The organism is Paenibacillus sp. sgz302114, assembly GCF_056120345.1.
This window is the reverse complement of the sequence record NZ_JBVYOI010000005.1, coordinates 69903-96422: the sequence shown is the minus strand read 5'-3', so window position 1 is coordinate 96422 and position 26520 is coordinate 69903. Positions and strand designations below refer to the sequence as shown.

Sequence of the window (26520 nt, the reverse complement as noted above, 5' to 3'; positions counted from 1 at the left end):
TCGTTATTCGCTCCTTAGCAGGTATTAGGTATTAGGTGGAAAAAAAGCGGGGCTTGCAGCAGCTGCATCATGAATCTTGAAGCAGCTTGCCTTGCGAAAACCCCGCACTGTTAATCGAAGAAACAGGTTCCGGGCGCTGCGCGAGTCTAGCTCTTACAGCAGGCCTTTGACTTTGCTTACTACGTTCTCGACTGTGAAGCCGTATTCTGCAATGACACGGTCGCCTTTAGCAGATGCGCCGAACGTATTGATGCCAAGAACAGCGCCTTGATCGCCAACATAACGCTCCCAACCGAATGGCGAAGCCATTTCGATTGCAAGACGCGCTTTCACATCCGGAAGAATAACCGAATCTTTGTATTCTTTGGATTGACGCTCAAACAGGTCGAAGCTCGGCATGCTGATGACACGTACGTTGATGCCTTCTGCTGCAAGTGCCTTCTGCGCTGCTACTGCAAGCTGTACTTCGGAGCCAGTCGCGATCAGCTGTGCTTGCGGCGTGCCATTCGCAGCTTCGGAGACTACATATGCACCTTTCGCAATGCCGGCGCGTGCTTGCTCAGCCGTACCTTCAAGGATTGGCAGGTTTTGACGTGTCAGAACGAGCGCTACCGGCTGATCCGCATCAGCTAATGCATATGCCCATGCTGCCGAAGTTTCGTTCGCATCCGCAGGACGAAGAACCGTCAATTGCGGGATGATACGCAGGGATGCAAGCTGTTCGATCGGCTCATGCGTTGGACCGTCTTCGCCGACAGCGATACTGTCATGCGTCAGCACGTATACGACCGGCTGCTTCATCAGCGCCGACAAACGAACTGCTGGACGCAGGTAGTCTGTGAATACGAAGAACGTTGCGCCATATACTTTAACTCCGCCATGCAGGCTCATGCCGTTAATTGCTGCAGCCATTGCGAACTCACGAACGCCGAAGTAGATATTGCGGCCTTCGTAGCTGCCTGGCTTGAACACTGGCAAGCCTTTCAGGTGAGTCATTGTGGAGCTCTCAAGGTCAGCGGAACCGCCGATCAGGTTCGGAATGTTCTTCGCAAGACCGTTCAGTGCGTTACCGGAAGCAACACGCGTCGACAGCGCTTTGTCTGTTGGTGCGTATGCAGGCAGATCCGCGTCCCAGCCCTCAGGCAGGTTGCCGCTGATTGCCGTTTCGAATTGAGCTGCAAGCTCTGGGTATGCCGCTTTGTAAGAAGCGAACAGTGCATCCCATGCTCCATTTGCTTTCTCGCCGCTCTCTTTCACCCCTGCAAAGTGCGAACGCACTTCTGCCGGAACGGTGAATGCCCCGTGCTCCCAGCCGTAGAATTCCTTCGTCAGTACAGTTTCGTCAGCGCCGAGCGGGCTGCCGTGCGTACCAAGGTGACCGCCTTTGCCGCCTTTGTTCGGGCTGCCGTAGCCGATTGTCGTTTTCACTTCAATCAATGTCGGTCTGCTTAGATCTGCTTGAGCAGCAGCTACTGCTTGGCCAAGCGCGTTCACATCGTTGCCGTCTTCTACGCGCAGCACTTGCCAGCCGTATGCTTCGAAGCGGCCTTGTACGTTCTCGGAGAACGACAGGCTCAGCTCGCCGTCGAGCGAGATGTCGTTGGAATCATAAAGCACGACCAGCTTGCCGAGCTTCAAGTGAGCTGCAAGGGAAGCTGCTTCGCTTGCTACGCCTTCCATCAAGTCGCCGTCGCCGCAAATCGCAAATGTATAGTGATCAATCACGTTCAGATCTTGTTTATTGTACGTCGCGCCAAGCTGAGCTTCAGCCATAGCCATACCGACAGCCATTGCAATACCTTGTCCAAGCGGACCAGTCGTTGCATCTACACCAGCTGTGTGGCCGAACTCCGGGTGACCCGGTGTTTTGGAGCCCCATTGACGGAAGTTTTGCAGCTCTTCGATTGGAAGATCATATCCCGACAAGTGAAGCAGGCTGTACAGCAGCATGGAACCATGACCTGCCGATAGAACGAAACGGTCGCGGTTGATCCATGTTGGGTTGGACGGATTGTGCTTCATTGTTTTCGCAAACAATTGGTACCCCATCGGCGCAGCACCCATTGGCATGCCCGGGTGTCCGGAATTGGCTTTCTCGATCGAATCAATCGCAAGCGTGCGGATCGTGTCGATGGAAAGCTGGTCGATGGACTTCTGTGTAACTGTCATTACGTAAACTCCTCCTAAATCCGAATAAGCTTGCTTCCATAACTTTTGATGTCAATATCTCTTTAAAATAGGCTGTTTAGCCCCTACTTGCTTTGAAACATTGTACCATTACCAATGCGGCTTTTCCATCCTTGAATGGCAAGCGTACTAAAATTCGACAATATCAAGCTGGCTGTATTAAAAATAGCGTGCCCGCCGGACAACTCCGGGCAGACACGCCGTATTATCTATATGCTAGTTGAAAACAACCGTCTTGTTCTGATGAACGAGCAGCCGGTCTTCCACATGCCATTTGACCGCACGGGCAAGCACGACACGTTCAATTGTCCGGCCAATCCGCTTCAGGTTATCAACATCGTCGCGGTGGCTGACACGCTGTACGTCCTGCTCGATAATCGGGCCGCCGTCGAGCTCTTCCGTAACGTAGTGAGCTGTCGCTCCGATGATTTTGACACCGCGGTTGTACGCTTGCGCATACGGTTTGCCGCCGACGAAGGCTGGCAAGAAGGAATGATGGATGTTAATAATTCGGTTCGGGAATTGTTCGATGAACTTCGGCGAAATAATTTGCATATAACGCGCGAGTACGATCAAATCTGCTTTGTCCGATACAACTTCAAGCTGCTGCTTCTCCGCGATCGCCTTCGTGTCAGGCGTTACCGGAATGTGATGGAACGGAATGCCGAATGACTCGACAAGGCGCTGCATGTCCGCATGGTTGCTGATGACCATCGCAATCTCTGCGTCCAGATCACCTGCCTGCCACTGCCAGAGCAGCTCCAGCAGGCAGTGATCTTCTTTGGAAACAAAGATGGCAAGGCGCTTCTTGCGGCTTGCGCGGAACGTAAGCCACTTCATCTCGAAGCGGTCTGCTACGCGCGCAAAGTCCTCTTGCAGCACAGGCAGCTCTTTGTCGAGATCGTTCAGATCAAATTCAAAACGGATGAAGAACATGCCGCCGCCAGGATCCATCGAATACTGATCGGATTGTACAATGTTAGCGCCATGCTCATAAAGGAAATGGGATACGGCCGCTACAATTCCCGGACGGTCGGGGCAGGAGATGAGCATTCTCGCACGATGGCGCTTATCCGGCCGCTGTGCGGATTGCCCAGGCTGATGAATATTTTGCATAGAGAGTTAGTCTTCCTTCCATCGACGAATAAGTGGTGGTGCGCTTGTTTTATGCATTAACGAGCAATGTTTTGCCCGCAAACCATGCCGTAATACGCTGATTGATTCCTTCTTCAGAAATCTCCGGCAGAACGCGGTGCTCAGCAACAAGTTCATAGAGACGATCCATCGGCTCGCGAGGATCTGCCTTCTTCGCTTTCGCATCGTTCTTCAGCACGTCCCATACCGCAAGCACGTAGTCGCGGTGGCTGATGTCCTGTTTGTTGAAGAAGTGGTGCAGACGCTCCACGTCCTCCATGAACTCGCCGCCAAAGCGCGTATGTGCATCGCCGCGAAGCAAAGCGATTTCCGCTTCGTACATAGGACGCTGCGTCTTGTCGTTCTGGCCGATCCAAGGCGTCTCCAGAATAAACGGACGACCCTTGAGCGCTTCATGATGAACGATATTACGGATGGCATCATGACCGATCCAGCCGGCGCCGATTGGTGCATGGCGGTCTTTCCCAGCGCCGCGCGGGTTCTTGCTGTCGTTCACGTGGACGACGGCTACACGGTCAAGGCCAACGATGCTGTCGAACTGCTTCAGCACGCCGTCGAGATCATCGACGAGATCATAGCCGGCATCATGCATATGGCATGTGTCCATACATACGGTAAGGCGCTCATTGGCGCTTACTTTATCAATGATCGCTGCGATCTCATCGAAGCTGCGTCCGATCTCCGTGCCTTTGCCCGCCATCGTCTCGAGGGCAATGTTGACGTTCGTCTCTTTCGTGCCGTTCAGCACTTCGTTCAGACCTTCCGCGATACGAGCGATGCCGTACTCAGCGTCTTTGTCTGTGTAAGCACCTGGGTGAAGCACGATATTCCGTACGCCAATCGCGTCTGTGCGGCGAATTTCCTCTTGCAGGAAGCGAACCGCCAGTTCAAACGTGTCGTCTTTATACGAACCGAGATTAACAATGTAAGGGGCATGAACGACGATTTCGTCGATGCCTGCCTCGCCCATTGCCACCTTGCCGTCTGGAATATATAAATCTTCAATCGGTTTGCGGCGCGTATTCTGCGGAGCTCCCGTATAAATCATGAAAGTGTTTGAGCCATAGGAAACAGCCTCGTTCGTTGCAGTTAGCAAGCCTTTATCAGAAAATGAAACGTGTGAACCGATTTTTAACATGGACTAGTCCGCTCCTTTAGTGTTTTTTGCTTCTCTATCAGTTTCAGCAAAAATCACATGCATTAAAACAATGAATCTCGCAAGCAAAAACGGAATTTGCCGTCCTTATGAAGGCAAAACGGTTCTTTGCGGCGATCATATAGAAATGGATAAGAGTGAAACTTATATATTCTATATGAATCATAAATGCTTGTCCTTCCTATTTTACAAGGAATATTCAAATAAATCTAGGTTTAAGAAATGCCCCCTTGTTGCGGGCGCGGGAAGAATTAGCTTATAATTAAAGCGATTTTATTGTAGCGGTCAGAGGTGAAGACAGCAGATGGCACCGAATTGGTTTATGTATTTTATTATGTTCTGGGCATTCGTCATGATTGGCTTTATGTCCATCGGCGGTTATTTCATGTTCCGTAAATTTCTTAAAGTGCTGCCGATGCGCGACGGTAAGTCCAAGCTCGATTGGCAGAACTATTGGGTGGAGCGCAGCCGCGGCATGTGGACAGATGACGCGAAGAGCTTCTTGGACCAGCTTGTTTCTCCGGTTCCAAGCGCGTTCCGCGACATTGCAAGACATTCTATCGCAGCGAAGATCGCACAGGTAGCAGTTGAAGGCGGGTCGAACGAAGTGTCGCGCAGCCATTGCATTGAAGGATATATTCGAGCAACACCGAAACGGGATTACCGCAGCTTGATTACGTTCCTTGAGAAGGAACAGATCGACTATACTCCGTATCGGCATTTGCTCAATAAATAAAGCCGCCAGCTTGGCGGCTTTTGCTGTACATAGCGGCTTATTTGCGTGGAAACAAAGGAGGAGAACACGGATGAAGATTGCTGTGACAGGCGGTACTGGTTATGTAGGAAGTCATGTAGTGAAGGCGCTTCTTGAAAGGGGCGATGAAGTCTGGATCATATCTCGGTCGAGCAGCAACCAGTCAGCTAAGCCAGGACTGCATCACATGAGCTGGAAAGAGCTTGCAGACAACCCTAAGAAGCTCGAAGGTGTCGATGCCATCGTGAATTTGGCAGGCGAGTCGATCAGTCGCAGATGGACCAAGGAGGGCAAGCACGCCATCCTGCAGTCGAGGCTCGATGCAGCAAAAGCAATCGAGAAATTCGTCGCTGCAGTTGATGTTAAGCCTCGCGTCGTCGTGAACGCATCAGGCATCTCCATCTACGGCAACAGCGCGCCTGACGAGGCTGCAGCCGATGAGTCGAGCCCGGCACGCATCGCAGATTTTCTTGCCTCGGTTGTCGAGAAATGGGAAGCCGCAGCGGACCTTATTCCAGTGGAGCGGCTCGTTAAGCTGCGAATCGGACTTGTGCTCGGCATGGAAGGCGGCGCCTTCCCCAAGATGGCGCTTCCTTACCGGCTTGGCATCGGCGGCCGTATGGGCAGCGGCAAGCAGTGGGTCCCTTGGATTCATGAGGTAGACATGACTCGCCTCATTCTATTCTGCCTCGATAATGATGATATGACTGGACCCGTCAATGCTTGCTCTCCAGAGCCGCTCATGAATGACGCTTTCGGCCGCGCCATCGGTAAAGCGGCAGGCAAACCGCACTGGTTCCCCGTTCCCGCATTCCCGCTGAAAGCTGCGCTTGGCGAGCTATCTATGCTGCTGCTGGAAGGCACACGAGCTGTGCCGCGCAAAGCACAGGATAATGGCTTCGTCTTTGACTATCCCACCGTCGAGATAGCCTTTGAGCAGTTGTTTAGAAGACATTAATTCGAAGCAAAAGAACAGCCATGTAGCAGGGAGATAAGTTGCTTTCTCCTTGTCGCATGGCTGTTGCTGTTGTTATCTCATTACTTCTTCTTACTGTCGTATGCTTTTTGATAGATGTCCAGATAGTGTGTCAGATTCAAGCCATCAAAGCCCTTCACGTAACTGTCCCATTCCGCATCGTTCAGCTTCTTGGAGCCTGTAACGAACTGCGCCATATTGGAGCGAACATATTCATTGATCTGAGTACGCAGCATAATCGTTTCCTTCGCGTCGTTCTCATCCATGAAGATGGTAAGCGGGAACGTCTCTTCCGGCTGCTTGTTCTCGTAATTATTCGCCGTTTCGGTGAAGAGTCGGAACTCATAACCTTGTTGGGAGAACATATCAGCTGGAGCCGTCCAAGATTCACGAATCGCGCGCGTCCGTCTTGTAATGCCCATTTGATCCCAAGTATCGTTGAACGTCGTCTCCGTCGAGTCCCAATATTTTGGCTTCAGGCTATATTTTGCCGGGTTGCCGTGAACATCCTTCTCGCCCTCCGGTGCCTTCTCCCAGTAGTTCCCTTCCAGTCCATATTCGTTCATGACGGCATACTCTTCGGAATACATGTAATCGGCCATTTTGATCGCTGCAATGGCTTCTTCCTCCGAAGCCTTATTCGTGATGGCGAACTGCCCGTTACCGTAAGCTTTATAATAGCCGGAATATGCGACTCCGCCCGGACCTTTAAGCGGCGGTACTGTTACATAATCCTTATGGCGAGTCTGCCCGTCTGCCAAGCTGAAGGCCATGCCAATATGACCAGCCGTTACGCTGCCGACGATATTGTCGCCTTCTTTGTTGCCCACTTGCGCCATTTGGTCGATATTTTGCGTGAATGCTTCTTTATCGATCAAGCCCTCGCTGAAGAGCTTGTTAATGTAAGTCAGACCGTCGCGCCACTCCGGCTGATTAGCCGACAGCTGCACTTTGCCGTCCTTCAAGTAGAAGAAGTCTTCGTCATTATCATATATAAAGCCGTTCATTAAGAAATTGGAAGGAATCGCATGCCACGTATTAAATGCGCCGGTCAGCGGAATTTCATCTGCTTTGCCGTTTCCGTTCGGATCCTGTGTCTTGAATGCTTTCAGCACTTCGAAATATTCATCCGTCGTCGTCGGCATTTTGAGACCCAGCTTATCCAGCCACGTCTTGTTAATCCATAGCTTCTGCGAATACCAGCAGTGGAAGCAGTCATTAATATGCGGAAGAGAATAAATGTTGCCGTCCGGCGCCGTAATCGCATCCTTCAGATCCTTATCCTCCGTGAACGCACGCTTGATTTCATCGCCATACTTGTCGATTAGATCGTTGAGCGGTCTTAGAATGCCCTGTTTGCCGTAGTCGATCTGCTCCGCCTGCGTGAAGTCACCCGAGAGAAAGACTGCCGGATAATCACCGCTCGCCAGAATCAGCTTCTTCTTATCCGCTGCATTGGCGCTTGGCGTTGCATCAAACTTGAACTTGATATTAAGCTTGTTCTCCGTAAACTTCGTTACTTCATTCGTAGTAATGTCCTCGATCTTAGGAGAAACGCTGATGAATGTATTTAGCGTGACGGTCTTACCGGTATCTACCTTATTACCCGAACCATTGTTTGATCCCGTATTGCCGCTATTGCTAGTATTGCTTTCATTGTCGCCATTGCTTCCGCATGCTGTTGCAGTGATGAGTAAAGCGATCATGACTAGTAAAGCTAGCATTTTCGAACTTTTTGTCATCTTCAAAGCAGACGCCTCCTCAATGATATTCATCTTAACACGCTTCATCCTTCTCGCACATGATCCGTTATAGGTAATTGAGCTTTCCTCACCTCCATAATCGAGTAAGCTTGCTTATCCTTTCAGAGAACCGATCAGAATGCCTTGTACAAAATATTTCTGAACAAAAGGATAGATTGCGAGTATCGGCACTGTAGCAACTACGATAAGCGAGAATTTAAGCAAATCACGCAGACCTTGCATCGCGGCCATTTTGTTGGCGTCCACCATCATGCTGGAGTCAATGGAATTAAGAATGAGAATGTTACGCAGTACGATTTGAAGCGGGAACAGCCCCTGTGACTTCAAGAAAATAAGTGCTTCAAAGTAGGCATTCCAATGCCCGACCGCATACATGAGCACCAATACGGCCAGAATCGGTTTCGACAACGGCAAGACGACCCGCCATAAGAAGCCAATGTCCGTGCAACCGTCGAGCTCCGCGGCTTCCCCTAGCTCCTTCGGAATGCTGGACTGAAAGAAGGTACGGGCGATAATGACCTGCCAGACCGCCATTGCGCCTGGGAGCAGCATGGCCCATCTCGTATCCAAAATGCCAAGATTTTTCACCGTCAAATAGTATGGAATTAGACCGCCGCTGAACATCATCGTAATGACTAGGATGACCATGATGATATGTCGGCCATAGAAGGTAGATTTGGAGATCGGGTAGGCTAGCATAATGGTCAAGCATACGTTGATCATGACCCCGAACACCGTATAGAAGAGCGAATTGCCGTACCCCGTCATGATTTGCGGGTTAGAGAAGATCGCCTTGTAGCCAGCTAAGCTAAAGTCCACCGGCAATAGCCACACTCTTCCGCTGATTACCGCTTGAGGCGAGCTAAAGGATGAGCTCAGAATATAGATTAACGGATACAGCACAGCAAGCAGGATAATCGACAAGAAAGCATAGACCACTATCAAAAACAGCTTATCTCCAAACGATTCTCGAATTGCGTTTGTACGCGCCACCCTATACGCCCCCTACCATAAGCTGCTTTCCGACACGCGCCTAGCAAAATAATTGACGCTGAGCAGCAGAATGAGATTGATGACCGAATTGAATAAATCGACTGCAGCAGAAAAGCTGAAGTTCGCGCCAAGCAGACCGATCTTATACACGTAGGTCGAGATAACCTCCGAAGTGCTTGTGTTAAGCGGATTTTGCATCAAATATATCTTTTCAAAGCCGACGTTCATGATCTGTCCAACGTTCAGGATGAGCAAAATCGTCGCAGCAGGCATGATGCCGGGAATATCGATATGCCATACCTTCTGGATGCGTGAAGCCCCGTCTACCCTAGCTGCTTCATATAAATCGGTATTAATGCCGGACAGAGCAGCCAAATAGATGACCGCGCCATAACCGATGCCTTGCCATATATTCGACCACACGAAGATGCTGCTAAAGTAGCTCGGAACGCCCATGAAGTTAATGGCTTCCATGCCAAATGCGCTCAGGATATGATCGATAAAGCCGAGTCTGGGAGATAGGAACAGAATGATCATGGATACCATGACAATCGTCGAAATGAAGTATGGCGCGAACGTAACCATTTGAACGAACCTTTTGAAGCGCATGCTCCGCACCTCGTTGAGCGCAAGTGCCAAAATAATCGGTGCTGGAAATCCGATGAGCAGCGAGTAAGTACTAATGATAAGCGTGTTCTTAATCAGCATCCAAAAATTCGGCGACTTAAAGAACGTGTTGAAATTAGCTAAACCGACCCATTCGCTTCCAAGGATGCCTCGTACCGGGCTGAATTCCCGAAAGGCGATTTGAGCTCCGTACATCGGGATATATTTGAAAATAACCAAATACGCAAGCGGGAGAAGAACGAGCAGATAGAGCTGCCAATGCCGCTTGATGCGTCTGCCCCGATCCTTCAGCAGGAGCAAGCTGCCACTGACGCGGGCTTCCGATTTCTCCCTTTCGACTACTCCTATCGATGAAGTTGAAGACATGCTTTCACTCACATCCCTTATTTGAAGTTTTGACCTCGATTGCTTTCAACGATAATGGACGTAGGACACGGCGGGCAACAACCATAAATCCAGCTGAAGTTCAATTTTCTAAAGCCGCGTCATTACTGGCATTCCGACGTCTATCGCTCAACTTTCCACGAAGCGCTCAACTTTCCAATTAACCTGTAAACAAAAAAAAAGACCGCCTCCAAGCAGCGATTAATCTGCTTGAGGTACGATCCTTACGTTCATTACATCGCATGACGTTTACGGAAGTCGACGGGTGATATGCCTTCAACCTTGCGAAAGACGCGTCTAAACGTTGCCGCATTCGCATAGCCGACATGCTCGCCGACTTCCTGAATCGAATCCGGTTGCTCGAGCAGCCGCTTCTTCGCTTCTGAGATCCGCAGCTGCGATAAGTAATCAAGAAAATTTTCGCCAAATTCTTCTTTATACAGCTGACTGATATATTTGGCGCTTATGCCGAATTTGTCTGCCAGATAATCAAGTGATAGCTCTGGATTAGAGAAGTGTCGACCGATATAGCCTCTAATTTCCTGCAAGAGCTGATGATGCATGCGCCCACTGTACAATTGCCCCATCTGTTCGGCATACAATTGCAACGTCGCGTAGCAGAGACTTTGCAGCTCGTCTAGCGTATCGAACTCATCTATGATTTGGCGTAAGGATACCGAGGCTTCCGACATCCAAACATCATAATAATCCTTAGAAGCCTGTGACAGCTGAAGATCCATATGTGCGACAAAATAACGGCATAGCTCGGCAATCTCACTCTTCGGCAAGCAGCAGCTTCGCATACCGCTAAACATGGCGTCGAAGCTCTCCCGCCAGTTCTCTTCGTGAAGGCGAAAATGCTGGATAAGCCGGTGGATCGACTGCAGATGCGTATTGGTTGCTTTCACCGTCGCCACCTGCTGCGTGTCGCTGTAGTGGATGACCCGGTTGTGGCCAAGGGCTGCCTTGAAAGTCAGCGCCTCCAATGCTTGTTTATTGGACACTCCCGCCAGCTGAGCAGCTGCAGCAGTCTCCCCAAGACCGATTGATACCGTGAAGGCTAAATGCTGATGGATCCACGTGGTAATACGTTCGCATATGACTTCTGCCTCGTCTTTCGAGGAATCCGGCAAAAACAATATGCCTGTCATTTGCAGCGTGGATGTCCACTCTAGCCAGATCGGAATGCCGTGCTGCGTGAACAATTCATGGGTTGCGCTGCTGATTACGAATTTGAATAAAGACTGGTCGCGGCTCTTATACTGATTGAATACTTGCTCCGGTTGATCAATTTCGATTACGAATACCAGCTGCTTATCGTGCTGGGGCAGCGCCGCTCGATCAAGAGCTTCCGCCTGCACGCCTCTCTCGAACTGCAGCAATTCCATGAAGAGAGTCTTTCGCTTGCTGATAGCCGAAGCTTCTGCTTCTTTTCGAAACAGCTTGGTCTGCTCGGCAAAGTTGTTGATAGCCGTTTCGATGAACGTAAACTCATCCACCGCCAGCCTTCCCAGCGTCGGCTTTCCCGATCCAAATTGATCTTGAATCCGAAAAACGAGCTCTTCGATCGGCTTATAGTTTTTGCGAGTAATATACACAATGAAGACACTGCCAGCTAAGAAAATAATGAATCCCAGCACGAGCCATATACTCGATAAATGCGAAATCAAGGCGACTACCTTGCCATTCACAACACCGCTCTCAACCGTCCAGCCAGAATATGGAGACGTCTGACTCGCCAGAACCTTACCTGATGCACTCGCTTCATCTTGCGTGAAAAGTTGCTGCTTACTGCGATCATACAACTGAACGAACGCTTGCTCCGGGTTGTACATCTCTTTAATCATCGCGCGAAGCGATGCCGTGCTGACATTCACAACAATAAGTCCGTCCGCGCCGCTGCCAACCGAAACGCGGTGAACGAGACTAATGACACTCTTCGGCTTCTGAGCGACCAGTTCATGATATGGACGAATCGAGCTCCACGTAGAGGTATGGCTTTCCTTGCTGAGCTGTTGACTGCGAATGAACGCGATGTCTTCGAAATCATCCATCTTTGTTGTCTTCCCGCTGAAGACGATGCCGTCTTTGTAGCGCACCAAATAGTAGGAATCAATGATCGACATCTCATGCTGCATTTTCTGCATTCGATTGACGACCTGATAGTTTAGAAACACGTTATCATTGCCGTTTGCCAGGAAGAAATCGCTTAGCAGATTGCTGGATACCAGTTCACGAATCATCATCGTGTCCAGCGACTTTAAGCTGACATCGACCGTTTGGAGCAGCTGGCTTGCAAAGACCTTATTTGCTTCTTTCGTATTGCGGTTATTTTGCTCAACGAGCGTCTGGAAGAAGACGAAGAAGAGGAAGGAGAACATGATAAAGAAGATTGGCAAGTAGGACCATATCATCCTTCGCAGCCATGTACGGTTCAAAATAGCATCATTCCTTTAAAGGAAGTTTGCGCGTATTCATGGTGAGTGACAATCAAAATGTAACCGCATTCATTACATTTCATTATACTCGCAGCTGTAATCACCGTCCATGCAACTATTGGCAGTAATTGTATCACCCTGCTCGAAAAATATATTTTGGGCCCTTCTCGCCTGCAAGCTGAATCAAATCATTGTCGCTCAGCTCGTATGGTTTGTACGGGATCATCGTATTCCCATTTAACGTACTGCCGTTGCGGGAGCCCATATCCTTGGCAGACCAGCTCCCTTTGCTATTGATAAGCTCAAGATGCGCTCTCGAAATACCATACGAGGAGTCTGCATATTGGACGCCTTCTGCCAATCTTCCGATAATAAAATGCAGCTGCGCAAGCTTAATCCGCTCCGCCCCTTCAGCTGATTGGCGTTCAAGCCATGACGAACTGTTATCAGCTCTTGCTGCTCCCACTTCAGTACCTTGAGTACCTTGCCCAGAGCCGAGCAACACTGTTGCATCACGAGATGCTGGTTGCTGATAAACCGGTTGATTAGCGACGTTATCCTCCAGCTCAAGTGCCTGCTTAGTGAAAGACAATCGCTTAGATAATAGCTGAGCTTCGCCGCCTGTTACTGCTGACTCTTCCATATTAGCCAAATGCCGCAGTGCTGGCGTTTTTTGTTTCTGTATTGGCGACGATTTAGATGTCAGCTTGCCGAGAAGCCGAGAGTCCGGCGTGAAGCTGTCTTCCTCCACCCATGTACCCTGCTGGGTCCAGCCTGCTTCATGGTCCGTTGCTTGACTGTTCTTCTTTTGACGAAAGACTAGCAGAATAGCAATCGCCAGTACACTCAATCCGCAGCTCATGAGCAGACTTGTACGAGATGGTGCCGCCATATACAGATAGCGCCAAATCAAGCCATTCACGAGCACGAAGATCGCTCCAATAATCCACTTTGTTCGCGTGACGGACGCTTCTTCTATCTCAGACCCCGGTAGCAGATCAGCCATCGGCAGCTCGTGCTCAAGCTCTTCTGCCATTGGGGCTCGCGATGCTCTCGCATGGTTGGCCGTTCGATGACGGAGAGTCTCACGCCGTTCTGCTTCTTCATCAGTGTGATGCTCCTGCACGTGAACCGGCTCAAATTCAATCGCCTCTCGCTCTCCGGTTCTCTGAGCCCGATAACCGTCGCCAAGCAGCGATAACAGCGTCTGCCTCAGGCTTGACCACGAAACATATTCATCCCGCAAATGCTGGAACACGCGCTGAAGTCCCGCTCCGTCAGGCAGATCAATAACGCTGACAAAACGAACGGCCATCGCAAGTACAGCTTCCCCTGCCGATGAGACCATTCGCTCGCCTCGCAGCGGCACGTACACAAGTGAAATGTTTTCCCAGCTGTCGCCAATAAAGATGTATTGCTCATGCAACAGGAAATTGTCCGCTCTTAGCATGTAATGCCGGCAGTCGTCGAGCGTTTCTACAATAGCGAGCAGCAGCGTATAGAATTGCTGCATAGTTAATTGCTGCGTCTGAAGCCGATGCAGTAATAATCTTTTACCTGCGAATAGAAATCTGAATGTAATTTGACCATCCATATCCATCCACTCCACTGGAAGCAGCATTGGAACTCGCTGACTCTGCAGCATTTGAATTTCCAGCTGGTCGAGCCGCTCTCTCGTTATTCCAGATTCGAGATCAACAATCAATTCATTGCCGCGTTTCATAGCAAAATCAATCTTTAACTCATCCATCAGCACTGCTTGTCCCTCCTATCATTGCTAAGCCGGTATGAAATACCATGCCGTTATTACACCAGGCACGACCGCGATCATGAATGGAAACCGCGTTCCTTCTGTCTTGCTCGTAACGAGCACGGATACGATGCCTGACATCAACTTTCTCCCTGGCGTCTTGTTGAAAGCAAGCATCAACGCGCCGAGCAATCCGCCGTATAGAATGGAATTCATCAGGACATAAAGAACATCCACCGCGCCAATTACCGCTCCTAGAGCTGCAAAAAACTTCACGTCCCCAGCGCCGATTCCGCGCAGCGCATATAAGACGAGCAGCGGCAGCATACCTGCCAGCCCGCCAACAAGGGAATAGCCAGCTCCAGCGAGCCCTTCGGCGATCAAGTGATACAGCACACCTGCTCCAAAGAACGAAGCGGTCAATCCATTTGGAATGCGCATCGACCTTATATCGTTTACGAAAGCAGCGGCAACGAGCAGAACAACCATCGTGCTTACAAGTACGCCTCCCATGCTCCATCCCTCTATTCCTCAATCTGTCTTCTTCTCTACGACAAAATGTCTTGCTGCTTTGCCACCGTCGCTGGAAGTAACAACGATTTCCCATACACCAGGTGTCGTGTTGCCCGAAACAAGCCAAGTCCACTCCGCCATACCATCGTTGCTCGCAATCGTATTTCCCAGATGCTTCGCAACGCTTCTGCCGCTTTTATAGAGCACTTCGATGGACAGGCTTCTGCCTGGTGTCGTCTCTACTACAACTCTTGCTTTATTGCCTGGCCGGGCAGGAGTTGGCTCAATGAGTACGATTTGGATTGGATCCGCAAGTCCCGCGGTGCCAGCATTGCCAGATAAAGACGGAGTCCGATCGCTGACCCATACCCGCTCCTCCGCCCGCTCCTTGAGCACGATTGCTTTCTTGGTGAATGGAAATCCCAATTTGAAATTGTAGGAAGCTTCGATTAGCATGTAGGCGTCCTGCTTGCTCTTTAAGTCCGGCAGTGACAGCTTGCTGAGATGCAGCCGCTCCGGTTTGAGCACTGCCGTATCCGCCGCTCGGATCAACAGTGGCTCGACGATCGAGCGGCCAATCTCTGTTGCAGCTGCATCTTGGACCGGCTTCCAATCTCCGCGCAGCGCAGCCGCAAGAAGCGGTCCGGATGGCGGCGGAAGCCAGCTCTCCAACTTGTCTGCAACCATACTTATTCCAGGAAGCTCCGCCAGAGTCGAAGATTGTGAGCTCTCCTCTTCTGCTTCTGCTTCTGCTTCTGCTTCTGCTTCGACTTCTCCCTCGGCATCATCGCTTGAAACAAACTTCTCCATGGCGAGCTCCACAGGGCGAATGTTCGCCGCGGCTTCTCTCGCCGTTTGTGAAACGGCGCCATGAAGCGCCATCTGTACCATACTGAGCCGTATGAAGCAGATGAGGAAAATGAACACCATAAGCACAATCGGCATAATCAGCGAGGCTTCCAGCGTTATACTCCCGCTCTCACACCTCAGCCGCTTATCCATAGGACCAACCGATTGTGCGGGTCGTTTCATAGCGATTCCCTTTCACCTTTCCGTTCAAAATACCGCTCACCGTGAAGCTCTTCATCAGCCCCGGCAAAAACCAGAGATTCACCGATGCCGTAAGCTCGCCAGTCAATCCCGTAGAAACCCGCGACAGGTCGGTGTCTGTGTTCTGTTCAATAACAGCAATAATTCTTGCAATTCGTGCCTCGCTGACGCCATGTAGGATGAGAAATAGCCGCAAATAATCCAAATAGCTAAGCTCTGCCGGAGCGTATTTGGACAACGGGATGCTTCCTTTCTCGCTAAGAGCAGCCATGTCTGCCATCGCTTTTTCGATGCCATACAGAACCGCAGCGGAGAATACAAGCAGCGGATGTCCAAGAGCACGGCATTCGATGAAGCCCTCCATCGTTCGCACGGCAAGCCTTAATGCAAACAGTTCGCCGTAAGCAGCCGCTACATTGGAGGCCGGCTCATGAAAACCATAAAGTATATATTCCACTTCCTGATTTCCCAGTGTTAGCGCCTGGGAGAATCTCCCCTGCTGACCACCACTCAATGCGATCTGCTTAGGATCAAAGGCTTGGAACCGATGTGCCACATACTCGTTGATGTAGAGCGGATCACGGACATCCTCTAGCAGATTTGCCATGCCGCTATAGATCGTCCCCACCGCGCTCATCGACTGCCTCACCGTCTCGCCGGCTTCCTCTCCAAGCGACCCACTGCTTGGTACTTCAGACTGCGCAGCAGCTTGATTAAACTTCAAGTTGGCTTCCATCCGCTTCTTCACTTGTTGGAACGCTCTGCTGTTTGCCTCTTGTTCGGGAGCAGACTTCATTCGCTCCAGAAGCCCTTTGACTTCACCAAGCTTGCTGCTCGAAGCCGCCTCATTTGCTTTCCGCTCCCTGTCGCTCGCTTGGCGCTTCTTGCGCTCCGACTCCCTTGACTGGATGATCGAGCCTGTCGCTCCATAAAGCTGCTCATAATCTTTATAGGCTCGCTGCAAGCTTTGGAGTGCTAGTTGCATGGACGACGAAGAACCTTGCCCTGCAAGCGCTGAGCTAACTGCAGCTTTGAATGTCGCCGCTTGGTCGCTCACACGCTGTATAGCTCTTGTTTGCTTCTCCAGTTCCCCCGCATAAGCTTCGAACCAATCCTCTTCAAGCACCAGTTCCAAGACAGCACATCTTGTCTGCTGCAGATTAGTCAAATCTGCTGAAGTCATTGAAGTCGACTCGCGGCCTGCGATCTCATTCAGGTGTATTCGGTCATATCCACCGCTTGCTTGCGATTCACTGAGCCTGTCAGCCGCCGCCTGTATCGAAGCGTTATCCTGCTTCGCCATTAGCAGCGCTGCCTGTGCTTGCTGCTCATACTCGCGATGACGGCTAAGCGCCTTGCTGCCGCTTGATGCAATAGAGGTCGAGTCAGCCACGGCATAGTTTACATAAGCAGCTATCTCCGCTTGGTGAGATGGTTCCTCACCCTCCTCCAGCGATGCATCCTCGTTCCTCCAGCTCACGTAAATCCCGTAGCCGTTCACAATGGATGGCCCCGTGGATGAGATCAGAGTCGGCAACCGCTCCGAAGCTGCGGCTGCGGCTTGTTTCTGTAAGGCAAGCACATCATCAAGCTGCTTCTCCCTCTCCTCATATAGCTGCTGAACCTGCTCTAACAGCTCTACTGAGTTTGATGCTTCTTTCATCGCACCAGCAATCGGAGCAAACTTCGATGCGATCTCAAGCGTAAAGTCGATCGGTGCCTTGTATTTCATCTCCTCCAGCACCTGCCGTTTAAATACCGCATGATTGCCAAGCACTTCATAGCTGTCCACATGTGATGCTTCCGTCTTCATATCCAGCAATCTGAAGCTGCCTGCTGTCTCCGCCGTCCAATTATGCTCTACAGCATGATCGAATAGCTCCCCCCGATCAGATCCACCAGTTCCGAATAAGCCATATTGTTCATACAACCCAGCATCATAGGCGGACAATGCGGAACGAATACCTGACTGTGCAGCAAGCTCGCTCTGCCTCCCAAAAGCAGCGATTCTCGCAAAATCAATAAGCAAGGAAGTGAGCAGCATCATCGCAGCAGTCGAGACTATCAAATAAAGGCTAACTGCGCCATCTGCCCGTCTCCAGAAGCGAGCAACCAAGTAACCGCTCAATTTCAATGCTGCCACCGCCCTCCTGTATGCTTCGTTCAATCGGTTATTTACCGACCGCGCTCACCTAGAATCTGTCTCGCCTGTTCTTTCTCGCCTTCATGTTCAGAACCGTCAAATCGATCGGCATAATACCGAACCAAATCGACATTTCTGATAAGCTCTATCGGGTCCACAACAGCCGCACTGCTCGCCGTTTGAGGCTCTGAGCTCCCTTTCAATAGATCCAGTATCGGAATGGTCATAGGATGACGAAGCTTCACAACGATTTCCTTCTCCAGTAACCCGCTAACCGAGATTTCACCAGCAAGAGGCTCCTTCACGTATCCAGCTCCAGACTTAAGCTTGCGCTCCGTTAGCGGGATTGAATAATCCTCATTTCGAGATGGCTTCACAGACGGACCGATCTGCACAGTCACTTCATCCCCTTCACTCGCCCCGCTTCCGCCGCTGTTAAACAGCGATTGCAATGCGCCATTCTCTGCCATCCGCCAGTACAATCCGTCATATTGACCTGTCGCTCCCATCCCGCTCCCTGCATCTCGGTAGCTGTTATCAAAGCGAAAAGCCGTCCGTTCTGCGGCAAGCGAAGCATTCTTGTAAAGGACGACATGCTGATAGGTGTACATGCTGAGCAGCAGCAACGCAAGAAGCGCTATAAAAATCGCAGGAAAGACCATGCTCGCCTCCAGTGTAAAGCCGCCATCCTCCCTCTTTAGAAGCTCCCGCCAAGCACACGTCCTAATTGAAGATCTCGTTCGCTTTATCATCCGCATCGCCCATCAAGCTCTTCATTAATTCTATAATCCAATCCTTAAACAGCAGCGCCAAAATAATAATGACCGCAATTATCAGCACGATCTCTAACGTGCCAATCCCCTCTTCTTCCTTCCAAAATCGTTGTATTGCTCGGCCTACATTGTTCATCATGCAGTCACTCCTTCTCCTTATGAATTACCTTATTAATAGAATCGCCGGCGATGCGACGAGCGCCATCAGAATAAAGAAAATACCGACCAATGGGAAAACCAGCTTCGACGATGCTTCTTCCCCGCGAACTCTTGCCACCGCTTTGCGTTTCTCCCAAATGGAGTACGACAGCTCCTTCAAGGAGAGTGCGAGTTTATCTCCGCCACGCTTGTAATTGAGCAGTAGTGTCGTCGTAAACAACGACACTTCCTGCACCGCACATCGCCTGCTGAGCAGCTCCAGCGCTGCTGCGAATGATTCACCGTTACGCACCGCTTCATTCACCTTGCGCAGTTCAACGAGCAGCGGTTGATTCGCCTTCTCATCTCCTCGTTCCGCACAGCGCAGAAGTGCCCGCTGAATGTTCTCACCTGCTCCAATCAACAACATGAGCTTATTCATCACCTCTGGCAGCAGCAGCAACATGTCCTGTCTGCGCTTCTCGACTTTTCCCGAGGCATCTCTCCACTTCGCGGCGGGAATGACGATCCCGAGCAGCAGCCCGATATACAGCAGCGCTTGCTCACCGCTCAGAGCGCTCAGCCAAGCCGCTCCACAAACTGCGCCGTAACCGGCAGCTGCCACTCCAGCGATGTAGCTATTCGTTGAATGGACGGACCAGCTGCCGCCATTTAGGATAAACAGCTTGCTATGTAGACTTGCCGTGAGCGGTCCCATCCGGTCCAGAATACCCGACCGTTGCAGCATGAATTGGAACGGAACTCTAATCAAGCGGTCGATCGGAACTTTGGAACGCCCGCCCCGAACTGCGCCTCTATGACCTTGCCGTTCACAGTAAATTACAGCCGCTAGCCATGCCACTGAGAGCACACTGCCGATTACGATTGATAGGACCATCCTGGCCTCCTCAGACTGAAGCTTTGTTACATGCGAATATTCATTATTTTAATCATGAGTGCGTAGCACAGACCAAGCAGCAGAAGTGCCGCTGTGAGCAGAACATAGCCTATCCCGCCATACAACGGAGCCATATAATCAGGAGCTGCAAAGCTCATGAAAGCAAGAAACACGAAAGGAACAGCCATCATAATGCGAGATTCGAATCGCTTCTGTGCGATCATAACGGCAATATCCTGCTGAATGTCCAGCTTCTCCCCGATCGTCTGCGAAGTTCGGCGAATCACTTCAACCAAATCTCCTCCAGACCGTTTGCATGTCGCAAACACATCGGCGAATTGCGTAATATCGTCCATGCAAGCCCGCTTGCTGAAATCAAGCAAAGCCTGCTCAAGCGACTCGCCGAATGCCATTCGCGCTTCAATAATTTCGAATTCGATAAGAATGTCGGTTTGCGGGTTCGGGTATAACAGCCTCAGGTCCGTAAGCGCCGTGACGAAAGCATTCTCGACAGATCTGCCGGCAGCCAGTGAGGAAGCGATAGAATATAGCGCTTCTTTAAATTGCAGTGACAACCGCAGTCTTCGCCGAGCAAGCAACGATTGGCGGTGAGAACGCGGAGCAATAATGCCCGCTACTGCAAGCGCGGCAGCAGCAATCATCGAATGATAGAACAAGTACGCTGCTATAAATACAATCAAGCAGCCGGTGCATGCCGCGATATGAAATTCACGCCTTGTCAAATGATACTGATCATAATGCGGCAGCTTACCGTTTCCGCCTGCTGCCCTCGAGCTTTGCTCATTCACCGAATCCCCCGGCCAGCCTAGCCAATGCAACCAACCGTTCCATCGGTCCTGCATCTGGAGCGCTCTCTTCAAGCCCCCTCACGCTCCGCTACCATCCCCAGCCCCGCCATCCGTAGCTTCCAGCTCCGCTGCAACCGATGAGCAGTTCGTCTCAGCTCGCCAATTACTCGTCCCTCGATTTCATCCTCTTCAACGAACAAGTAGATCGGCTCAATCATGACCTCGCCGCCAGCTACACCGGTTACCTCGCATATCTCAGTCACTCTCCGTGAACGGTCACGCAGCCTTGCCAGATGGACAATAATATCAATAGCCGAGCTGATCTGTTTCCGAATGACTCCAATTGGCAGGTCTGCGCCGCTCAGTGCCATTGTCTCCAAACGAGCCGTCATATCCCTCGCGCTATTACTATGGCCGGTGGATAAGCTGCCATCATGACCAGTGTTCATCGCTTGCAGCATGTCGACGCACTCCCCTCCCCGTACCTCGCCTACGATAATCCGGTTCGGTCGCATCCGAAGAGACGCTCGAATGAGTTCTCTCATTGAGATCGCCCCTTTCCCTTCCGTATTCGCGTTCCGTGTTTCCAAAGAGACGAGATTGGGCACCGAGCGGATTTGCAGCTCTGCCGCATCCTCAATCGTTACGATTCGTTCATCCGCAGGGATAAACTGCGATAATGCGTTAAGAAAGGTCGTTTTGCCTGAGCCTGTTCCACCGCTTATAAAGATGTTGTATTTAGCCTTAACCAGCGCCTCAAGCAGAACAGCTGATTCCACCGACAGAGCTTCTCGCGCAACCAGATCATCCATCAGCAGCGGCTTCTCGGGAAATTTACGAATTGTCATTGTCGGCCCTTTCAGCGCAATCGGCGGCAGCACGATATGTACCCGTGAGCCATCCTTCAGCCGCGCATCAACGATTGGCGAAGATTCATTCACGACGCGGTTTACAGCTGCGACGACTGTTTGAATGAGATCTTCCAGCCGCTCCTTGCTCTCGAATGCCGAAGGCAGCCGGCTGAGCTGACCATCCCGCTCCACGAACAGCTCCTCGTGACCGTTGATCATAATTTCCGTGATCGAAGGGTCATCCATTAGCGGTTGAAGCAAATCCAATCCACGAAAAGCATGAAATAATCGGTGAACGAGCACCGCTTTCTCCGCTGCCGCCATCGGATGATCCCGGCACCACTGGAACACCGTCCGTTCGATCCGGCTCCTGAATGCCTCATCCGTCATTGCACTGCCAAGCTCAAGCTGGCCGCGTATTTGCTCCTTTAGCTGCAGTACTGTCGCTTCGTCCACGGCGCTCTCCTCCTCCTGAAATCCCGAGCCGTACCATCAGTGCTTCAACCGCCCCTCGATACGCCGATGTACCAGCTCCTAACCCCAGCCAGCCCTCGCCATAGCCTTCAGCCAGCTCTAGTACATAAGGAAGCTCGCCTCCGCTCCCAACCTGCACGATGTGAACGTTATGTTTCAGCTGACGGAATGCATCTCCGTATTTCTGCTTGGCATATTCCTTCGCCAGCTCCATTTTCCGTATGCTGACCGGGTGCCGCGAGACTAGCCATATCACATGCTGACTAGCTTCAAACACGCCAACATGCATGGAGTCCATCCTGCTATCCAAATCAGCGACTACCATGTCATAATCGCCAGTCACCTTAATCGTCTCAATCAGCTTCATTACATGCTCGGCTGTAAGTGAGAGCCGTTCATCAGCATTCCCGCATGGTTCAATATAGTCAACACCTAACGCCACATGCCGCTTTCGCAGCGCAATAAGCTGAGTGACAGCGCGCTCTGGCTCGGTTTGAACCAAATAGAGCAGCTGCGCCATATCCTCGCTGCCCTCACTTCCCTCCCCCAGCACCCACGAGTTCCACTGCTCAAGGTTCAGATAGAAGACACGCGCTCCCGAGATGACAGCCTGCTGGCAGAGCTGCAAGGCGAGAGTCGTCTTCCCGATACCACCGGAAGAAGAGTACACTGCAACGACAGCGACTCTCTCTCCGTCCAAGGCACTGCTCCGACTCTGACAAGCCAAACCGCCATAAGCTGCGAAAGCAGCAGTTAGAGCTTGCAGCAGCTGCGGCAACGGTTGGATCCTCACAATTTCATGTGCGTATCCCGACGCCCGAGCGCCGCCTCCATCCACAAGCGCAGCAATCGGCAGCCCATCCGTCAAGCCGTCAAGCTCCCCTAACAGTTCTACATCAGCAGCGAGTAAATCTACAACGTATCCCTCGCGGATAAATCTAAGCAAAGCTGCCGGATTCGTAAACACAGTCAGCTGCCAGCTCTCCCCGAAAGACGAATGGCGAATATAGTCCGCGAGCCGCTCGGTATAATCCGTATCTACGGCAGCAAGAATGAGGCTTCTCTTGTTCATATTGATCATTTCCACACTCCTTCGGCTTGCATCAAGAATGAAATGGACGCAAAAAAAGCACCATAACGACGCAGATCATCTGCGCAGTTACGGTGCTTCCGTAAGCAGTCCTATTTAATAATTGACCATAATTTACCACAGAAGCTGTCGCATCGTCAAATGTTTTTTGAGCTAGTTTTTAGCTGCTTTTCCATAAAAGTTCACAAATAAATAAGTTGCTTATCTTTTGTAAGTGAACTATACTAAGGTAAGTGATAAACCAAAAAGTAAGTTAGTTACTTATTTTTACAATTAAACCAACACCAAGGAGAGGGAGATATACAATGACACAAACAAAAACAGTGGTTTCAACTGAAACCGTAATTCGCGAGCGCCACTCGGTTCGCCAATACAAGAGAGATGTCGTTATTCCGCAAGAAACATTGAACGAAATTTTGGAGCTGGCTGCTGCGGCGCCATCGTCTTGGAACCTGCAACAATGGCGTTTCCTCGTCGTTCAAGAGCAAGCTCAGAAGGACCTGGTTCTTCCAATTGCTTATGGACAACAGCAAGTTTCTGACGCTTCCGCAGTCGTAGTCGTTCTTGGCGACCTGCAAGCGAATATTACTGGCCGCGAAATCTTTGACGGCATGCTGGCAGCTGGCCACATTTCGCAAGAAATCCGCGACAACATGGTGAACCAAATCGAAGGCGCGTACTCTTTCGAACAAGTAGCTCGTGACGAAGCGAACAAGAACGCAGGTCTTGCTGCTATGCAATTGATGCTTGCTGCGAAAGCAAAAGGCTACGACACAGTCGCAATGGGCGGCTTCGATAAAGCGAAGCTCGTAGAAGCACTGAACGTCCCTGAGCGCTTCATCCCGGTTATGATGATCGCAATCGGCGAAGCAGCAGCACCAGGACGTCCAACTGCACGCCTTCCGCTCGACAAGCTCGTTATCAACGAAACGTTCTAATCTAAACATTTTTCTTTATCATACAACAGCGAAAGCCCTCCGTTCTCAGCAATGAGAATCGCGAGGGCTTTCATCATTTTTGGGCATACTATCAATGAATCGTTCGTTCGCCATGCTCTAGGTCCGTCCCAGTAACCAGATGTACCGGATCCAGAACCGTCGTTGCCTTATCATCACCAGCACTGCCGAAGAATAATCCGATCTCCCGCTCTGCACTTGCCGGGGAATCCGAGCCATGTACAATATTGCCGGCAATATCGAGGGCAAAATCACCGCGAATCGTGCCAGGCGCTGCTTCCGCCGGATTCGTCTTGCCAATGATGGAGCGCGCATTCTCTATCGCATGTTCCCCTTGCCATATCATCGCGCAGACTGGCCCGGATGTTAAGTAATTGACCAACTCACCGAAGAACGGCTTCGATTTCAGTTCTCCATAGTGCCGCTCCGCGAGAGCCCGGTCAATCGACCGCAGCTGAATAGCTGCTAGTGTAAATCCTTTCTGCTCAAACCGCGTAATGATCGGTCCGATTAATCCCCGCTTCACGCCGTCTGGCTTCACCATTACAAATGTCTGTTCCACTTGCACGTTCTGTAATCCCCTTTCTCGAAAACGTAAGCTTGCTGACAGAAAAACGGCGCATTCACCTGCTTTATAACACAGGCCGCACCGTTCCTTCTATATGCCAGTATTTCACTTTTCAGGGGATTCTATTCTTATTCTTGCTGCTTCCTACAATACGGTTAGCTCGTCAACTCGAGGAACGTATCAACGTCCTCCAAAGCCAGCCCAACTGCTTCACGCCAAAAGCCGGGCTCATCCAGCCTTACGCCGAGGTGTTTCTGCGCCAGATCTTCTACGGTCATAAGCCCTGTATCACGAAGCAACGCTACATAACGGTCCGCGAACGAACTGCCTTCCTTCTTCGCCACTGCATAGATGCCACAGCTGAATAAATATCCGAACGTGTAAGGGAAGTTATAGAGCGGCACATCCGTTAGATAAAAATGCAGCTTCGACGCCCAGAAATGCGGGTGCTTCTTGCCGAGCACGCCGCTGAACGCCTCCTCCTGCGCATCCTCCATCAGCTTGCTTAGCTCTTCATGCGTGACGATTCCTTGCCCCCTGCGCTCGTAGAACCGCGTCTCGAACAAGAAGCGGCAGTGGATGTCCATGAAGAACGAAACAGCGCTATGGATTTTATCGTCGAGCAGCGCGAGCTTCTCGCTACGGTCTGTCGCAGCCTTGAGCGTAGAGTCAGACACAATCATCTCCGCGAAAGTCGAAGCCGTCTCCGCCACGTTCATCGCATACTCCTGCGCCAGCGGCGGCAGATCATTCATGACATGCTGATGATATGCATGCCCCAGCTCATGCGCCAGCGTTGAGACATTGGAAGCCGTACCTGAATAGGTCATGAAAATACGCGTCTGCCCGCTCTTCGGGAAAGCCGTGCAGAAGCCTCCAGGCCTTTTGCCGGGACGATCCTCCGCTTCGATCCAACCTTCGCGGAATGCCTTCTCGGAGAAATCCGCCAGATCAGGACTGAACGCGCGGAATTGTTCCAGAATAATTTGTGCGGCATCATCGTAAGGCACAACCTTATGCGAAGAACCGAGCGGTGCGCCTACGTCATGCCAGTCAAGCTGCTTCAGTCCGAGTAGCTCCGCCTTGCGCTCCAAGTATTTGACCAGCTTCGGCTTGCCCTCGGTTACGGCTACCCACATCGCGCTGAGCGTCGCTTCGCTCATCCGGTTAATCGCGAGCGGCTCCTTCAGCACAGAGCCCCAGCCCCGCTTCTCATATAACTTCAGACGGAAGCCCGAGATGCGGTTGATCGTATCCGCACACAAGTCGCCCTGCTCATTCCATTCGCGCTCCCACTCCTCGAACGCTGCCTCACGCACTGCGCGTTTACTGTTGGAGAGACGGTTGCTCATCTGACCTGCGGACAGCTGCTTCTTCACTTCATTGCCCGAGCCATCGTCCTCCGTCACCTCGAACCGGACTCGGGAGACGATTGTATTGTAGAAATCGCCCCAGCCATGGTAACCGTCGACCGCAAGCTCCGCAGCAAGAGCCTCCTGGCTTGGAGGCAGCTTCTCCTTCGCCGCTTCACGCCGCTCATTCAATACGAAAGCAACAGGAGCAACAGACTCCGATGTTTGAAGCCAGCTTGTCCAAGCAGCATCATCGGCGTTCAGCAGTTGCTCGTCAAAAGCAGTCAGCGCGCCATTGAACTTCGCCGACAGCGTCTTCACCCGATCACCAAGAGCATTCGCAGCCGCATCCTTCATTTGCTGAGCCTGCAAGCAGCTTACGAAAGAATCCGACTGGCGAATTCGCAGTAGAATGGACTGCACGGCAGCCGTCCATTTATTCAGCTGTTCCACAGAAGGAGCTCCCGCACCTTCTGACTTCGCCTCCGTCAGTTGCTGCGACAGCCCCTCAATATCAGCTTCGATGCCGCTTAATTCCTGCAAGAATGCCCCTGAATGCGAGCCGCCTGCATACAACACTTCCAAATCCCACGCTTGCGGATATGCTGTTTCCATTATTTTCCACCTCGTTATCGTTATTTGCGAAATTAGCAGTGTCAGTGTATAACTGAAAGTATAACCGTTTGAGGATTGTCCCCTACTCATACATTACCCATACTATG

The 26520-nt window shown here is 51.1% G+C and carries 22 protein-coding genes; 3 read left to right on the top strand and 19 right to left on the bottom strand.

The window, feature by feature from the left end:
* Positions 1-153 precede the first annotated feature (153 nt).
* From tkt to AC0LWF_RS14900, 3 genes are all read right to left on the bottom strand, one after another.
* The gene (tkt, locus tag AC0LWF_RS14910) at positions 154-2169 is read right to left on the bottom strand and encodes a transketolase (RefSeq protein WP_474652331.1); all 2016 of its coding nucleotides are present in this window, start codon (positions 2167-2169) and stop codon (positions 154-156) included.
* 234 nt (positions 2170-2403) lie between these two features.
* Positions 2404-3303, bottom strand: a complete 900-nt coding sequence (purU, locus tag AC0LWF_RS14905; RefSeq protein WP_474652330.1) for a formyltetrahydrofolate deformylase — start codon at positions 3301-3303, stop codon at positions 2404-2406.
* A 49-nt stretch (positions 3304-3352) separates the two neighbouring features.
* Positions 3353-4480, bottom strand: a complete 1128-nt coding sequence (locus tag AC0LWF_RS14900; RefSeq protein WP_474652329.1) for a deoxyribonuclease IV — start codon at positions 4478-4480, stop codon at positions 3353-3355.
* Between the two features lie 322 nt (positions 4481-4802).
* On the opposite strand from AC0LWF_RS14900, the gene AC0LWF_RS14895 reads away from it, so the two are divergent.
* Positions 4803-5234, top strand: a complete 432-nt coding sequence (locus AC0LWF_RS14895; RefSeq protein WP_474652328.1) for a DUF2621 family protein — start codon at positions 4803-4805, stop codon at positions 5232-5234.
* 70 nt (positions 5235-5304) lie between these two features.
* Complete coding sequence (locus AC0LWF_RS14890; RefSeq protein ID WP_474652327.1) at positions 5305-6210, top strand: TIGR01777 family oxidoreductase; 906 nt, start codon at positions 5305-5307, stop codon at positions 6208-6210.
* A gap of 80 nt (positions 6211-6290) precedes the next feature.
* On the opposite strand, the gene AC0LWF_RS14885 is transcribed toward AC0LWF_RS14890, so the two are convergent.
* From AC0LWF_RS14885 to AC0LWF_RS14820, 14 genes are all read right to left on the bottom strand, one after another.
* Positions 6291-7970 (bottom strand): extracellular solute-binding protein, encoded by a 1680-nt coding sequence (locus AC0LWF_RS14885; RefSeq protein ID WP_474652626.1) that lies wholly within the window; start codon positions 7968-7970, stop codon positions 6291-6293.
* A gap of 114 nt (positions 7971-8084) precedes the next feature.
* The gene (locus tag AC0LWF_RS14880) at positions 8085-8984 is read right to left on the bottom strand and encodes a carbohydrate ABC transporter permease (RefSeq protein WP_474652326.1); all 900 of its coding nucleotides are present in this window, start codon (positions 8982-8984) and stop codon (positions 8085-8087) included.
* A 12-nt stretch (positions 8985-8996) separates the two neighbouring features.
* Positions 8997-9977 carry an ABC transporter permease gene (locus AC0LWF_RS14875; RefSeq protein WP_474652325.1) on the bottom strand — a complete coding sequence of 327 codons (981 nt, stop codon included), beginning with the start codon at positions 9975-9977 and terminating at the stop codon, positions 8997-8999.
* A gap of 251 nt (positions 9978-10228) precedes the next feature.
* Positions 10229-12433 (bottom strand): helix-turn-helix domain-containing protein, encoded by a 2205-nt coding sequence (locus tag AC0LWF_RS14870; protein WP_474652324.1) that lies wholly within the window; start codon positions 12431-12433, stop codon positions 10229-10231.
* A 133-nt stretch (positions 12434-12566) separates the two neighbouring features.
* Positions 12567-14183: a DUF6382 and FHA domain-containing protein gene (locus AC0LWF_RS14865; protein ID WP_474652625.1), complete on the bottom strand. Its 1617-nt coding sequence runs from the start codon at positions 14181-14183 to the stop codon at positions 12567-12569.
* Between the two features lie 27 nt (positions 14184-14210).
* The gene (locus AC0LWF_RS14860; RefSeq protein ID WP_474652323.1) at positions 14211-14696 is read right to left on the bottom strand and encodes an A24 family peptidase; all 486 of its coding nucleotides are present in this window, start codon (positions 14694-14696) and stop codon (positions 14211-14213) included.
* Positions 14697-14714: 18 nt separating this feature from the next.
* Positions 14715-15728 (bottom strand): TadE/TadG family type IV pilus assembly protein, encoded by a 1014-nt coding sequence (locus AC0LWF_RS14855; protein ID WP_474652322.1) that lies wholly within the window; start codon positions 15726-15728, stop codon positions 14715-14717.
* Positions 15691-17889 carry a hypothetical protein gene (locus AC0LWF_RS14850; protein ID WP_474652321.1) on the bottom strand — a complete coding sequence of 733 codons (2199 nt, stop codon included), beginning with the start codon at positions 17887-17889 and terminating at the stop codon, positions 15691-15693. The genes AC0LWF_RS14855 and AC0LWF_RS14850 overlap by 38 nt, the downstream gene beginning before the upstream one ends.
* A gap of 32 nt (positions 17890-17921) precedes the next feature.
* On the bottom strand, positions 17922-18551 hold the full coding sequence (locus tag AC0LWF_RS14845) for a hypothetical protein (protein ID WP_474652320.1): 630 nt from the start codon (positions 18549-18551) through the stop codon (positions 17922-17924).
* 61 nt (positions 18552-18612) lie between these two features.
* Positions 18613-18801, bottom strand: a complete 189-nt coding sequence (locus AC0LWF_RS14840; protein ID WP_474652319.1) for a Flp1 family type IVb pilin — start codon at positions 18799-18801, stop codon at positions 18613-18615.
* Between the two features lie 24 nt (positions 18802-18825).
* Complete coding sequence (locus AC0LWF_RS14835) at positions 18826-19698, bottom strand: type II secretion system F family protein (protein WP_474652318.1); 873 nt, start codon at positions 19696-19698, stop codon at positions 18826-18828.
* Positions 19699-19724: 26 nt separating this feature from the next.
* The gene (locus AC0LWF_RS14830) at positions 19725-20561 is read right to left on the bottom strand and encodes a type II secretion system F family protein (RefSeq protein WP_474652317.1); all 837 of its coding nucleotides are present in this window, start codon (positions 20559-20561) and stop codon (positions 19725-19727) included.
* A 14-nt stretch (positions 20562-20575) separates the two neighbouring features.
* Complete coding sequence (locus AC0LWF_RS14825) at positions 20576-21814, bottom strand: TadA family conjugal transfer-associated ATPase (RefSeq protein WP_474652316.1); 1239 nt, start codon at positions 21812-21814, stop codon at positions 20576-20578.
* Positions 21762-22913, bottom strand: a complete 1152-nt coding sequence (locus AC0LWF_RS14820; protein ID WP_474652315.1) for a hypothetical protein — start codon at positions 22911-22913, stop codon at positions 21762-21764. The genes AC0LWF_RS14825 and AC0LWF_RS14820 overlap by 53 nt, the downstream gene beginning before the upstream one ends.
* Before the next feature lie 314 nt (positions 22914-23227).
* Here AC0LWF_RS14820 and AC0LWF_RS14815 point away from each other — a divergent pair, with 314 nt between their 5' ends.
* Positions 23228-23860: a nitroreductase family protein gene (locus AC0LWF_RS14815; RefSeq protein WP_474652314.1), complete on the top strand. Its 633-nt coding sequence runs from the start codon at positions 23228-23230 to the stop codon at positions 23858-23860.
* 91 nt (positions 23861-23951) lie between these two features.
* On the opposite strand, the gene ndk is transcribed toward AC0LWF_RS14815, so the two are convergent.
* Entirely contained in the window at positions 23952-24440 is a 489-nt protein-coding gene (gene ndk, locus AC0LWF_RS14810; protein WP_474652624.1) for a nucleoside-diphosphate kinase, read from the bottom strand.
* 161 nt (positions 24441-24601) lie between these two features.
* Positions 24602-26413 carry a M3 family oligoendopeptidase gene (locus tag AC0LWF_RS14805; RefSeq protein WP_474652313.1) on the bottom strand — a complete coding sequence of 604 codons (1812 nt, stop codon included), beginning with the start codon at positions 26411-26413 and terminating at the stop codon, positions 24602-24604.
* Positions 26414-26520: the final 107 nt, after the last annotated feature.